The following is a 13,251-nucleotide window of genomic DNA, read 5'->3' as shown; positions in this document are numbered from 1 at the left end:
CACCGTCTTCCGAGTCACCCGATGCGCACGACCGTGCCCCGGCCGGCGGTACCCGTGGCACCGCCGAGGTCCTCATAACACTCATTTCTGGTTGATGCGGCAAATACCTTGTCACTCTTCTGAGTGAAATCCCTGTCCACGTCAGTGCAGCTCCCCTACCGGCGGTGGTACGACAACCACAATGCGGTCGAGCAGCCAGCCGTCGCCCGATCGGTCGTGGTCGCCAAGGACACACCTCGGAACGACAGGGAAGCGGTCATGGAAATCCTGCTGAGCGTGGAGAACGCGCCAACCCCCACCGGGGGCGTGGCGGTCGTCGCGAGGGGCGAGGTGGACTTCAGCACGGCGGGCCTGCTCGACGACCGCGTCGTCGAAGCCGACGAGCTGGTCGTCCCGCCCCGCTCCGTCGTGGTCGACCTGAGCGGGGTCACGTTCCTCTCGGCCGCGGGCGTGGGCGTCCTCGTGGCCGCGCACCACCGGTCGCTCCGCCGCGGCGTACCGCTCTGGGTGGTGGTGTCCCACCGCTCCGTCCTCCGCACGCTGACCGCCTGCGACGCGCTGTCGGTGCTGCGCGTCGTGGACCGCTCCCCCGCGCCCGGCACCGGGCACCCGAACAGCAGAGCCCGGCACGCGTGACGGCGGCGGGGATGCGGGTCGACATGGTGGCGGCGGCGTGGGAGGCCGAGCCCGCCGAGCACGCGGCGTACGTCGAGGACCTCGCGGCGGCGCTGAGCAGGCAGGGCCACGAGGTCACGCTCCACGTCCGAAGGCACACCCCCGACCTCCCCGACGTCGAGCGCACCCGGCGCGGCTACGACCTGGTGCGGGTGCCCGCGGGGCCGCCCGTCCCGCTGTCGAGGGTGGAACTGCTCCACCACCTCGACGAGTTCGCGACCTTCCTCGACCGCGACTGGGCGAGGAACGCGCCCGACGTGGTGCACCTGCACTCCTGGATGTCCGGGCTCGCGGTGCGCGAGTCGCCCGCCCCGCTGGTGCAGTCGTTCCACGGCCTCAAGTTCGTCGAGCACCGCCTCCACCGGCTGGTCGTGCGGGGGCGGACCGACCTGGAGCGGCTGGTGGCCCTGGCCGCCGACCGGGTCGTGGCGACCAGCAGCGAGGAGCTGTTCGGGCTGGTGCGCCTCGGCGTGCCCAGGAGGAAGATGTCGCTGGTGCCGTGGGGTGTCGACGCGGAGCGGTTCAGCCCGGACGGCCCCGTCGCGCCGCGCGGTGACCTGCGCCGGGTGCTCGCACTGGGGGAAGTGCTGCCGCACAACGGCTTCCACACCGCGATCACCGCGTTGGCGACCGTGCCCAGGGCCGAACTGGTGATCGCGGGCCCGATCCGGTCCGCCACGCCCCGCGAGGACCCGGAGGTCGCGCGGCTCGTGGGCCACGCGCGCAAGCTCGGCGTCGCCGACCGGGTGCGCTTCACCAGCCTGGTGGCTCCCGACGACCTGCCCGCGCTCGTGCGCTCGGCGGACGTCGTCACGTGCGTGCCGTGGCACGACCCGTGCGGCGCGGGCGCGATGCAGGCCATGGCGTGCGGCGTCCCGGTCGTCGCCTCCGCCGTCGGCGCCCTGACCGACATCGTCATCGACGACCTCACCGGTGTGCTGGTCCCGCCCCGCGACCCGGTGGCGGTCGCCAGGGCGGTGCGCAGGCTGCTGGAGGACCCCATCAAGCGGGACGTCTGCGCGCTCACGGGTACCGACCGCGCTCGGACGCGCTACGGGTGGAGCCGCATCGCGACCGAGGTGGTCGGCGCCTACCGGAAGACGACGCGCACCCGCCGCGGCGGAGCCAGCGCCGAGCGGTGACCGCGGGCGTGCCACCAGCCCACCGGGGTGGTGCCCGTCAGAACAGCTCGGGGCAGTGCGGGGCGTGCTCGGCGAGGAACGCGACCGACAGCGCGCCGACCGACCCGGAGGTGTGCTCGCGCACCCGGCCCGCTCGGGCGAGCACGCTCAGGCGGGTGCCGCCGAGGAAGGCCGACCCGAGCGCGGCCACGTCCGCGCTGACGTCCGGCTCGTCGTCCGTCCTGCGCACCGAGGCGCGGCCCTTCTCGACGGTGAACCGCCACCGGCCCGCGTTGCGCGGGAGGAGCGGGTCGTCCACCTCGATCACCACGTCCACGTCGGACAGGTAGCGCCGCTGCTCCAGCGCGCGGTCGAGGTGGACGAGCCGCACCCACAGCGCGTCGTGGCGCCGCCGGACCGCGGCGCGCGGGTTGGCGAGCAGGTGCGGGATCGGGTCGTCGGCCGCCGTGTGGTGCGTGACCTCGCCGCCGAGGCCCAGGTCGAGCAGGTGGCGGTAGAGCGCGGCGTGCGCGACGTCGGTCTCCGCGACCAGCTCGTGCACGTGGAGCTCGTCGCGCGGCCCGCGCTCGTCCCACGCGGTCTTCACCCGGTAGACGACGTACCCCCGCGGGTGCAGGGCGTAGCGGAACGCCGAGAGCCCGTCGCGGTACCGGTCCTCGTCGGCGAGGTGGAACTCCCACGAGCCGTCCGTCCGGCCGAGCCACCCGACGCGCGAGGTCCGCACCCGCTCGTAGACCTCCTTCAGCACCGGGAGCGCCTGTTCGCGGGTGACCTCGCGGACCACCGCGTCGCCGACGTCGACGCCCGCGTGGAACGCCGCGCCGTGCGGGAGGGCGACGTGCACCAGGTCCGACGCCAGCGAACCGCAGCCGAAGCGGCCGTAGATCGCCCCGTCGGAGGCCCACAGGACCGCGAAGGCCTCGGGCACGCCGTCCACCAGGCTCGCCACCAGCCGGTTGAGCGCTCCCCTCCGCTGGTAGCCGGGCCGCACCCCGGCCGCCGTCAGCGCCGCGGCGGGCGCCACGACGCCTCCGGGCAGGGTGATCTCGCGGGTGAGCACCGCTCCGACGCCGACCATCTCGTCGCCGTGGAAGACGCCGCGGGCGCGGTCGAACTCGATCACGTGCTCCACCCGCTCGGGCCGGTCCTCGTCCAGGTCGGTGAGGAAGGCACCGGCGAGGACGCGGCGCAGCGGCACCACGTCGTCGACCGTGAGAACACGGACTGTGAACGGGTCATCACCCATGAGCTGTTCCTTCACACCGTTGACCACCGGAAAGACAGCGAAGGCTAACCTAACTTCACGTCCTGTGACATCCCTTCGCCCGGATCGCCACTTCCGCGCGAGCCTCGACTGGACGAGGCTGGCCGTCATGACCTTCGACATCGCCGCCGTCCGTTCCCGGTTCCCCGCGCTGAGCGACGGGTACAGCTACCTCGACGGCGCGGCGGGCACGCAGACGCCGACCTCCGTGATCGACGCCATCTCCTCCGCCTACCGGGTGGGCATCGGCAACGTCGGGGGCCCGTTCCCCGCGAGCGGCCGGTCGACGGCGATCGTCGCCGACGCGCGGCAGGCGGTGGCCGACCTGGTGGGCGGGGAGGCGTCCGGGGTCGTGCTCGGGCCGAACAGCACGACGCTGGTCTACCGGTTCGCCCACACCCTGTCCGCGGACTGGCGCGAGGGCGACGAGATCGTCCTGTCGCGGCTCGACCACGACGCCAACGTCCGCCCGTGGGTGCAGGCGGCGGCCCGCGCGGGAGCCGTGGTCCGGTGGGCGGAGGTCGACGTCGACACCGGCGAGCTGCCCGCTGACCAGTACGACGCGCTGCTCGGCGACCGCACCAGGCTGGTGGCCGTGACGGCGGCGAGCAACATCCTCGGCACCCGGCCGGACGTCGCCGCGATCACCGCCAAGGCCCGTGCCGCGGGCGCCCTGACGTTCGTCGACGGTGTCCACTCGACCCCGCACGACCTGCCCGACGTCCGCGAACTGGGCGCCGACTTCTTCATCACCAGCGCCTACAAGTGGGCGGGCCCGCACATCGGCGCCCTCGTCGCGGACCCGGCGCTGCTGGAGACCCTGCACCCGGAGAAGCTGGTGCCGTCGCCGGACCGGGTGCCGGAGCGGTTCGAGACGGGCACCTCGCCGTTCGCCGACCTGGCCGGGGTCACGGCCGCCGTCGAGCACCTGGCCGGGCTGGCGCTCCCGCTGCCGTCGCTGTCCCGCCGCGAGCGGCTGCGGGTGTCGATGGACGCCGTCGCGGCGCACGAGGGCGAACTCTTCGAGGTGCTGCTGGGCGGACTCGGCGGCCTGCCCGACGTGACGCTGTACGGCAAGCCCGCCCGGCGGACCGCCATCGCGTACTTCCGCGTCGCGGGCCGCACGCCCGCCGAGGTGGCGGAGCACCTGGCGGTCAGCGGCGTGAACGTGTGGCACGGGCACAGCTACGCGTGGGAGCTGACCGGCGCGCTCGGCCTGCGGGACTCCGGGGGCGCGGTGCGGGCGGGGCTGGCGCACTACAACAACCGCGAGGACGTCGACCGCCTGCTCGCGGCGGTGGCGGAGCTGACCGGGGCCGGGTGAGGGCCGGGTCAGCGCACGTCTCCGCGCCGCGCCATCGTCGATGCCGTCTCGACGATGGTCGGCCCGGGGTGCGCGCGGGCCGTCGACCGCGGTCGACGGCCGCCCGCGTCACGGGCCGGGCGTCAGCCCGCCCGCTCCCGCCGCCACGCGCGGTAGGCCCGGTAGGCCACCAGCGCGGGCATGCTCGCGGTCACGACCGCGCCCACCGCCACGAGGACGACCGAGGACCACCACGTGCCGAGGACGATCACGGCCAGTCCGACCAGGTAGGTCGCCAGCAGCACGAGGACGCCCCGGACCGCACGGGGAACCCGCGACGTGCGCCCGTTCAGCTTGCGCACCGTGGCGGCGAACCGGGGATCGCCTTCGGTCAACCCCCGTTCGATCTCGGCGAGTTGCCGTATCTCCTGATCGCGCAACGCCACTCGTCAGCCACCTCCGCGCTGTGCCCGCTGGGGACTCGGACCCCGACCGACCCCAGTATTACCCAGGATTCGGCCGACGGCCACGAAATCCACCGTGGCACGAGCGCGGTCCAGACCAGTGGAGACACGACGGCGCGGAACTGGGACCGCTCCCAGGACTGGTCGGTCCGTTCGGGGTCCTCGGGATGGCGAAGATCCTCATCACGGGCGCGTCGGGCACCGGCGGGTCGACGGCCCCGCGGCTGCCAGTCCCGCGCGGTCACCGGACGGTCGACACCGACACCGACCGGTGGAGCCGCGGGACCACCGGGCCGGACGGTTCGCCGGACCGGGTGTGGCGCGAGGAGGCGATGACCGACCTGCTCACCGGCCACGACGGCGATCACCTCTTCGTCGCCGGGTGCCGGACCGACCAGGGCGCCTCCTCCCCGCTGTTCGACCACGTCGTCCTGCTGAGCGCCCCGCCGACGTGCTGCCTGCCCGCATCGCGGCCCGCACCGACAACCCCTGCGGCAAGCGGCCGGAGGAGAGGGCGAAGGCACCGGCCGACCTCGCCGCCGCGGAACCGCTGCCGCGTGCGACCGCCACCGCGGAGGTCGACGCCTCCGCGGCCCCGCACGACGTCGTTCGACGCCTGGAGGCCCTGGCGCGTGCGAAGATCGCGCCCGGCTGATCGGGTTCGACCGCGGAGGTTGCCTGTGTACGCGAAGTCCCTCGGCGACGACGGCGCGGAACTGCGGCCGCTCACCCCCTGGCACGCCGAGGAGTTCCTCACCCACGTGGACCGCGGGCGCGAGTACGTCGGGCGGTACGTCGGCCTGCCGGACGCCGTCACCGACCTGGCGTCGAGCCGGGCCTACCTCCGGTCGTACGCGGAGAGGGCGGCGGCAGGCACCGGCCGGATCGACGGCATCTGGGTGGACGACGTCCTGGTGGGCGGCGTGCTGTTCCGGACGATGGACCTGTCGCTCGGCCTCGCCGAGGCGGGGTGCTGGCTGGAGCCGTCGGCGACCGGGAGGGGACTCGTGACCAGGGCGGCGCGGGTGATCATCGACTGGGCGGTCCACGAGCGGGGCGTGCACCGGGTGGAGTGGCGGGCGGCGACGGGGAACACGGCCAGCACCGCCGTGGCCGAGCGGCTCGGGTTCACCAGGGAGGGCGTGCTGCGGCAGAGCTACCCGCACCGGGGCGAGCGGCACGACATCGAGGTCTGGTCCGTCCTCGCGCCCGAGTGGCGGGGGTAGGGCCGTCCTCGGCGGACCGGGCGGTGCGCGCCGGTGAACCAGAACTCGCCGACCGCGCAACTGACTCCACCGCGGGTGTCCTTGGCGTCGGTGGGGTGGAGCGACTGGACGAGTGCCTGGAGCGGGCGAGGTCGCCGACCCGCGGCGAGTGGATCAGCGTCGCCCCGAGGTCGCGCGTGCCGCGCCGGCGGACGCGGGTGCCCGGCTCGTCGACCCGGACGTCCACGACGACCTCGCGGTGGGCGCGGGGCCGGGTGTCGACCTGGTGCTGTTCGAGGCGGCGGGGCTGATCCGCCCTGGACTCGCGGCACCGCTGGCGACCGCGCCCGTGCGGGAGCGGGCGGAGCTGGTCGGGTCGCCGGACGTCCGCGCGCTCGTGGAGCTGATGGCGTCCTCCCCGTCACGCCCGAGCGCTGCCGGGCCGCACGGCAGGCGCGCCGGCGGCTGAGGCGCGGCGTTCGCGCGGGCCGAGGTCGACGTCCTGATCGGGCCCACCGCGCCGATCCCGCCTCCCCTCCTGGGCGAGAGCGAGACCGTGGTGCTGAACGGCCGCGCCGTGCCGGTCTTCGCGACCGCCACCCGCGGCACCGGGTCGGGCACCGTCGCGGGCCTGCCGATGGTGTCGCTGCCCGCCGGGACGACCGGTGCCGGACCGCCCGCGGGGATGCGCCTGGAGGGCCGCCCCTTCGACGACGCCCGGCTGCTCGCCACCGCGAGCGCCGTCCGGGCCGCGTTCGGCGACCTGCCCGAGGGGAGGGCACCGGTGGCGCCCTCCCCTCCGCCGGCTACGCCGGAGCGGTGAAGGTGTGGTTACCGGCGGGCAGGCGGTAGGCGGCCGAGCCGCCGCCGTAACCGAACGGCACGGCCTGGGCCGGAGCCGTCACGGCCGCGGCCGACGCCGCGGGGACCCGAACGGTCGCCGACGTCCCGGCGGGCACCGTGACCCGCAGGGTCAGCACGCCACCGGAGACGGACCAGTCGCTGACCGCCTTCCCGTACGGCGTCTCGTAGGCGGACCTGGCGGACGTCAGCCCACCACCGGGCTTGGGCGCGACCAGCTGCGACCGGTACCCCGGCGACGCCGGGCCGAGGCCGCCGACCTGGCGGTAGAGGAAGTCGCCGACCGAGCCGAACCCGTAGTGGTTGAAGGAGTTCATCCCCTTGTCCTGGAGGCTCCCGTCCGGCCGGATGCCGTCCCAGCGCTCCCAGATCGTCGTCGCTCCCCTGTTCACCATGTAGCCCCAGCCGGGGTAGTCGGGCTGGAGCAGCACCTGGTAGGCGACGTCGGCGCGACCGTGGTCGGCCAGCACCGGCAGGAGGTTCTCCACACCGAGGAACCCGACCGTCAGGTGTCCGCCGGACGCGCCGATCCTCGCGACCAGCTTGTCCACCAACGACTGCACGCGGTTCTGCGGCACGAGCCCGAACGCGAGCGCCAGCACGTACCCGGTCTGCGTGTTCCCGGACACCGTGCCGTCGGCCGCCACGAACCGCGAGGTGAACGCCGCCGCGACCTGGTCGGCGAGCGCGCCGTACCGCGCGGCGTCGGCGGTCCGCCCGGTCGCCTCGGCCATCCGCGACACGAGCCGCGCCGACCAGCTGAAGAACGCCGTGGAGATGATGTTGCGGGCCGTGTCGTCCTGGACGTTGAGCCAGTCCCCGAAGCCGCCGTCGTCGCGGATCAGGTTCGCGTCCGCGGTGGAGCGCAGGTACTCGACCCACCGGGTCATCGCCGAGAAGTTCTCGTCGACCACGCGCACGTCGCCGGAGCGCTGCCAGAGCGTGTGGGGCACGATCACCCCGGCGTCGCCCCAGCCCGCGATCCCCTGTCCCGCACCGAGGTCCGGGGCGGTGTTGGTGAAGGCGCCGTCGGCGTGCTGGGCGTCGGTGAGGTCGTCGGTGAACTTGTCGAGGAACGTCGACATGTCCATGTTGAACGTCGACGTGGCCGCGAACGCCGCGATGTCACCGGTCCAGCCCAGCCGTTCGTCGCGCTGCGGGCAGTCCGTCGGCAGGGACAGCATGTTGGAGCGCTGGCCCCACACGATCGCCTGCTGCACCCTGTTGAGCATCGGGTTGGACGTGCTCAGCGTGCCCGCCTCCGGCGCGGCCGTCCACGCGGTGCGGCCGGTGACGGCGGACGCGGTGGGCGTGCCGGGGAAGCCGGTCACCTCGACGTAGCGGTAGCCGTGCACGGTGAACCGGGGCTCGTAGGTCTCCGTCCCGTTGCCGGACAGCGTGTAGGTGTCCGTGCCGAGGCCGTCGATCCTCAGGTTCTCGGTGTACAGCGTGCCGTCGGCGTTGAGGATCTCGCCGTGCCGCATGGTCACCACGGTGCCCGCCGGGCCCGCGACGCGCAGCCGGTTCCAGCCGGTGGCGTTCTGCCCGAGGTCGAAGATCCACACACCGGGCCTGGGCTGGGTGATCGCGACCGGGGTCCGGTCGTGCCGCACCCGCACGCCCTCGTCGACCTGGGCCACCAGATTCGGCGGCGCCTCGGCGCGCACGCCGACCGCGCCCCAGGAGCTGTCGTCGAACGCCGCCCCGTCCCAGCCGCCGGGGAGCTTGCGGGCGTCGTAGCGCTCGCCCATCTGCATGTCGTCGGCGGTGATCGGGCCCGCGGTGTACTTCCAGCTGCCGTCGGTCGCGACGACGGAGGTGGTGCCGTCGGTGTGGGTCAGCCGGAGCTGGGCCGAGTACCACGGCTTGGGGCCGTAGTTGCCGCCGCCGTACCAGGCGACGGTGCCCGCGTACCAGCCGTTGCCCAGCCACGCGCCGAGCGCGTTCGTCCCCTGGACGATCCGGTCGGTGACGTCGTACTCCTTGTACTGCAAGCGCTTCCGGTAGTCGGTCCAGCCCGGCGCGAGCACGTCGTCACCCACCTTGGCGCCGTTCAGCCTCGTCTCGTGCAGGCCGAGCGCGGTGGTGAACAGCCGGGCCTCGGCGATCGGCTTGCCGACGGTGAAGGCCTTGCGCAGCAACGGGGACGGGGTGGTCTGCGGAACGCTGACCCCGCTCCCCCACGGCCCCGTGCCGTAGGCCGCGGCGACCTTGGCCGCGGGCCAGGCCGAGTCGTCGAAGCCGGGCTGCTCCCAGCCGGGTGGCGCGGACCGGGAGGACTTCCAGCTCGCGTCGGTGTCCGCGACGGCGGTGCCGGCCACCACGAGCCGGGCGATGACGCCCGCGGGCGACTGGCTGGTGTTCTGGCCGGACAGCGCGATGGTGTTGGCGCCCGCGCGCAGCCTGCTCGCGACGTCGACGACGGCCGCCGTCCTCCACGAGTCCACGACCCGCGGCGAGGTGCTGACCTGCGTGCCGTTGATCCACACGTCCACGGTGTCGTCGCCGGTGACGACCAGGCTCGCGACCCGCGGCGCCGAGGTGAGGGTGGCGGTGGTGCGGAAGTAGCGGGTCGCGGCGGGCACGCCCGCGGCCGGATCGCCCTCGGAGTACCAGATCCAGTTCGCCCCGCCCAGGCCCTGCGGGGTGCCGGGCTGCCCGATGAACGCCCCCCGCCACTCCGTCGCCGGGGCCAGCAGGCCGGTTTCGAACGACCGCACGGCGCTCCAGCCGCTCGCCCGTCCCTGGGTGTCCCAGATCCGGACGCGCCAGAAGTAGCGGGTGTGCGACGCCAGCGCGCCGCCCGCGTGGACGACGTCGACCGACCGGCCGCTCGCGACGGGCCCGCTGTCCCACACGTCGCCGGTCGCGGCGCTCGGACCGGTGCTGACGAGCACCTGGTAGGCGCCCTGCGCCTGGCCCGCGCCACCGGTCAGCTTCCAGCCGAACCGGGGCCGGGGCGTGTCGATCCCGAGCGGGTCGACCCGGCGTTCCGTGGTCGTGGCGCCGACGCCGAGCGGTGACGGGGCGTTCGGGTCGGGTGCGGTGACCCGGTTGCCCCACGGTCCGGTGCCGTTGGCCCCGAGGTCGGCCGCCGCCGACCAGGGGCCGTCGCCGAAGCCGGGCATCTCCCAGCCGTCCTCCGGGGTGCGCGAGACCTTCCAGGCGCCGTCGGTGGTGAGGTCGACCGTGCCGCCCGCCGTGACGACGCGCACCCGTCCGAGCAGGCCGGCAGGCCCTGCGGAGGAGTTGCGCGACACGACGGCGAGCGTGTTCGCGCCGGTGGTCAGCGCGGACCGCAGGTCGACGTGCAGGGCCTTCGTCCACGAGTCGACCTCGCGGGCGGAGGAGGCCAGTGGCGTGCCGTTGAGCCAGACGTCGACCGTGTCGTCGCCGGTGACGACGAACTGGGCCTCCGCGACCGCGCCGGTCGGAACGGTGAACGTCCGGCGGAAGTACCGGTCGCCCGCCGGGGCGGACACGGCGGGGTTGCCCTCCGGGAACCAGACCCAGTGGGCTCCGCCGAGGCTGACGGGGATGGCGGCGGCCGAGGCGGTCGGCCCGGCCAGGGTGGTGGAGATCAGGAGGAGGACGAGGCTCGCCACGAGGACGTGGAGACGTCCTCGCCGTGCGGTTGGTGCGCGTCGCATGCTGGGCTCCGCGGGATGTCGAGGGCAGGGACCCGATCGATTAAAACGTTTCAATTCCGCTGGCACGACGAAGTTAAGTGATCGGCGTCACAGCCGTCAACCGCCAGGTCGACCAGCCCCGGAGATCCCCGCCGACCAGGACGACGCCGTTCGGCCCAGCGGCCGCTGGCCGATACGTCACTTTCACGGTTAAGCAACAGGACTCTTCGTGACATCAACCCTGAGTCATGAAACGTTGACAGACAGCGAGAATGCTCCTATGGTCCAGATGCTTATCCGGTTAAGCAACACGGTCACCACCCCCTGTGAACCAAGGAGGCCGTCCCATGCGCTCCACCCAGCGAAACCCCGGAGAACACCGAGGACCACCGGTCCGGCGGCGGTTCGCGACCGTCGCCGTGCTCCTGCTGGTCACGTCCCTGCTCACCCCCCTGTCGGCGCGGGCGTTCCCCGCCTCCACCCGCGCGGCCCTGATCGACTACCTGTCCGGCATCTCCGGCCGGTACACGCTGTCCGGCCAGCACAACCGCGAACCCAACTCCGACCCGACGAAGTACACCCGCGTCGCCCAGGGCATCACCGGCCAGACGCCGGGGCTGTGGGGCGGTGACTTCCTGTTCCTGCCGGACGACGTGAACCACCGCCAGTCGATGGTCGACGAGGCGATCCGGCAGTGGCGCGGCGGCTCCGTGGTCGCGCTGACGTGGCACCTCTGCCCGCCCACCAAGGGGTCCACCTGCGACTGGGCCAACGACATCAACTCCAGCCTCGACGCGGGCCAGTGGAGCCAGATCGTCACCGACGGCAGCGCGCTCAACACGGCGTACAAGAACCGGCTGAACGAGGCCGTCCCCTACCTGCGCCAGCTCCAGAACGCGGGCGTTCCCGTGCTGTGGCGGCCGATCCACGAGATGAACGACGGCTGGTCGTGGTGGGGCGGCAAGCCCGGCGCGGCGGGCAGCCGCAAGCTCTACCAGATCGCCCACGACTTCTACACCAGGACCCAGGGCCTCACGAACCTGGTGTGGGTGTGGAACGTCAAGGACGTGAACATGGGCTCGATCGGGGAGTACTGGCCGGGAGCGTCCTACGTGGACGTCGCCAGCCTCGACGTGTGGGCCAAGTACGACCCGAGCGCGTCGGACTACCAGGCGATGCTCGCCGTGGCGGGCGGGAAGCCGATCGCACTGGCCGAGGTCGGCCGCGTGCCGAGCCCGGCGCTGATGGACGCGCAGCCGCGCTGGGCGTGGTGGATGGTGTGGGCGGAGTGGCTCACCGACCCGGCGTACAACAACAACGCCGCCGTGCAGGCGTCGTACTTCTCCCCCCGCGTGCTCAACCGCGGCGAGTTCACCGTTCCGGCGGGCGGCGGGGGCGGTGGCGCGCGGGTCGGCCCGATCACCGGTCTCGGGGGCAAGTGCGTCGACGTCGCGGGCGCCAACCCGGCGAACGGCACCAGGGTGCAGCTCTACCCGTGCGACGGCGGCAGCGCGCAGCAGTGGACCGTCGGCGCGGACGGCACGGTCCGGGCGCTGGGCGGGTGCCTGGACGTCAACGGCGGCATCAACGCCGACGGCACGGGGGTGCAGCTCTGGACCTGCCTGGCGGGCAACGAGCACCAGCGGTGGACGGCGAACGGGAGCACCCTGGTGAACCCCGAGACCGGGAAGTGCCTCGACGCCACCGGGCAGTCGAGCGCCGACCGGACCCCGTTGCAGATCTGGACCTGCAACGGGCAGACCAACCAGAACTGGGTGCTGCCGGGGAGTTCGGCGCGGTGCACGCGCGCCGTCGGTCCCGGCGAACGGATCCTGCCGGTCACGTTCGCCGGGACCACCTACCAGGTCACCGCGTACGTGCCCGCGGGCGCCGACGGCACCCTCCCCCTGGTGCTGAACCTGCACGGCAGCACCGGAACGGGCGCGGGCCAGCTCGCCTACAGCGACATGAAGGCCGCGGCGGACCGAGACCGGTACCTCGTGGTCGCGCCGAGCGGCGCGATCCCCAGCGGCGGCGGGTACGTGTGGAACGTGCCCGGTGTCGGCTCCCCTCCCGCGGGCGCTCGGGACGACGTGGCCTTCCTGGACCAGGTCGTCGCCACCCTGGCCGGTCCCCTGTGCGCCGACACGACCCGCGTCCACGGCACCGGGTACTCCGGCGGCGGCCGGATGATCTCGGCCTACGCCTGCGCCCGTCCCGACCGGATCGCCGCCGTCGCGCCGGTGGCCGGGCTGCGCGCGGGCCGTCCCGACCCGCAGGACGCCTCCCGGCCGGAAGCCGGTTCCTGCCAACCGGGGCGCGGTGTGCCCGTGATCGCGTTCCACGGTCAGCAGGACGCCACCAACCCGTACGCGGGCGGCGGCGGCGACGTGTGGCGGTACTCCGTGCCCGCGGCGCAGCAGCGGTGGGCGGTGCTCGGCGGCTGCGGCGCGAGCCCGACCACCACGCAGGTCTCCGCGCACGTGGGCCGGTCCGCCTACACCGGCTGCGGGGCGGGCGTGGAGGTCGTCCTCTACTCGGTCTCCGACGGCGGGCACACGTGGCCCGGTTCGCCGACCGGGTCGGCGGGCAACGGCTCCACCACGCGGGAGATCTCGGCGAACTCCCTGATGTGGCAGTTCTTCCAGCGCTTCCAGCGTCCCTGACGCGGCGGCCTATACTGCGCTCCCAGTACTTTGGGGGTCGCG

Annotated in this window: 10 protein-coding genes and 1 pseudogene; 8 read left to right on the top strand and 3 right to left on the bottom strand. The window is 73.7% G+C overall.

Annotated elements, in window-relative coordinates; all coding sequences use genetic code 11:
• Positions 1–258: 258 nt before the first annotated feature.
• Positions 259–636 carry an STAS domain-containing protein gene (locus VFZ92_RS06385; RefSeq protein WP_330874845.1) on the top strand — a complete coding sequence of 126 codons (378 nt, stop codon included), beginning with the start codon at positions 259–261 and terminating at the stop codon, positions 634–636.
• A gap of 11 nt (positions 637–647) precedes the next feature.
• On the top strand, positions 648–1,817 hold the full coding sequence (locus VFZ92_RS06380; RefSeq protein ID WP_330874844.1) for a glycosyltransferase: 1,170 nt from the start codon (positions 648–650) through the stop codon (positions 1,815–1,817).
• Positions 1,818–1,854: 37 nt separating this feature from the next.
• On the opposite strand, the gene VFZ92_RS06375 is transcribed toward VFZ92_RS06380, so the two are convergent.
• Positions 1,855–3,063, bottom strand: a complete 1,209-nt coding sequence (locus VFZ92_RS06375) for a GNAT family N-acetyltransferase (protein WP_330874843.1) — start codon at positions 3,061–3,063, stop codon at positions 1,855–1,857.
• 64 nt (positions 3,064–3,127) lie between these two features.
• Here VFZ92_RS06375 and VFZ92_RS06370 point away from each other — a divergent pair, with 64 nt between their 5' ends.
• Positions 3,128–4,405, top strand: coding sequence for a cysteine desulfurase-like protein (locus tag VFZ92_RS06370; RefSeq protein ID WP_330874842.1), 1,278 nt, complete (start codon positions 3,128–3,130; stop codon positions 4,403–4,405).
• 122 nt (positions 4,406–4,527) lie between these two features.
• On the opposite strand, the gene VFZ92_RS06365 is transcribed toward VFZ92_RS06370, so the two are convergent.
• The gene (locus VFZ92_RS06365; RefSeq protein WP_330874841.1) at positions 4,528–4,830 is read right to left on the bottom strand and encodes a DUF3040 domain-containing protein; all 303 of its coding nucleotides are present in this window, start codon (positions 4,828–4,830) and stop codon (positions 4,528–4,530) included.
• A 469-nt stretch (positions 4,831–5,299) separates the two neighbouring features.
• Between VFZ92_RS06365 and VFZ92_RS06360 the strand changes: the two genes are divergently transcribed.
• The 4 genes and pseudogenes from VFZ92_RS06360 to VFZ92_RS06345 form a co-directional block, all read left to right on the top strand.
• Positions 5,300–5,503, top strand: a complete 204-nt coding sequence (locus VFZ92_RS06360; protein WP_330874840.1) for a hypothetical protein — start codon at positions 5,300–5,302, stop codon at positions 5,501–5,503.
• 25 nt (positions 5,504–5,528) lie between these two features.
• On the top strand, positions 5,529–6,074 hold the full coding sequence (locus tag VFZ92_RS06355) for a GNAT family protein (RefSeq protein ID WP_330874839.1): 546 nt from the start codon (positions 5,529–5,531) through the stop codon (positions 6,072–6,074).
• Positions 6,075–6,222: 148 nt separating this feature from the next.
• The gene (locus VFZ92_RS06350) at positions 6,223–6,522 is read left to right on the top strand and encodes a hypothetical protein (protein WP_330874838.1); all 300 of its coding nucleotides are present in this window, start codon (positions 6,223–6,225) and stop codon (positions 6,520–6,522) included.
• Positions 6,523–6,552: 30 nt separating this feature from the next.
• Positions 6,553–6,876: pseudogene (locus tag VFZ92_RS06345) on the top strand (amidase family protein); the annotation flags it as partial.
• On the opposite strand, the gene VFZ92_RS06340 reads toward VFZ92_RS06345, so the two are convergent.
• Complete coding sequence (locus VFZ92_RS06340) at positions 6,860–10,519, bottom strand: family 78 glycoside hydrolase catalytic domain (RefSeq protein ID WP_330874837.1); 3,660 nt, start codon at positions 10,517–10,519, stop codon at positions 6,860–6,862. The pseudogene VFZ92_RS06345 and the gene VFZ92_RS06340 sit on opposite strands and share 17 nt — an antisense overlap.
• Positions 10,520–10,890: 371 nt before the next feature.
• Between VFZ92_RS06340 and VFZ92_RS06335 the strand changes: the two genes are divergently transcribed.
• Positions 10,891–13,209: a glycosyl hydrolase gene (locus VFZ92_RS06335; protein ID WP_330874836.1), complete on the top strand. Its 2,319-nt coding sequence runs from the start codon at positions 10,891–10,893 to the stop codon at positions 13,207–13,209.
• Positions 13,210–13,251: the final 42 nt, after the last annotated feature.

Origin of the sequence: Umezawaea sp. (assembly GCF_036375055.1) — a bacterium.
In the GTDB taxonomy this organism is placed as follows: Bacteria; Actinomycetota; Actinomycetes; order Mycobacteriales; family Pseudonocardiaceae; genus Umezawaea.
This window is presented reverse-complemented; position numbering and strand designations above follow the sequence as displayed.

Bases quoted from the DNA above. Each gene is read 5' to 3' on its own strand.
- VFZ92_RS06385 (WP_330874845.1), top strand. From the start codon at position 259: ATGGAAATCCTGCTGAGCGTGGAGAACGCGCCAACCCCCACCGGGGGC.
- VFZ92_RS06380 (WP_330874844.1), top strand. From the start codon at position 648: ATGCGGGTCGACATGGTGGCGGCGGCGTGGGAGGCCGAGCCCGCCGAG.
- VFZ92_RS06375 (WP_330874843.1), bottom strand. From the start codon at position 3,063: ATGGGTGATGACCCGTTCACAGTCCGTGTTCTCACGGTCGACGACGTG.
- VFZ92_RS06335 (WP_330874836.1), top strand. From the start codon at position 10,891: ATGCGCTCCACCCAGCGAAACCCCGGAGAACACCGAGGACCACCGGTC.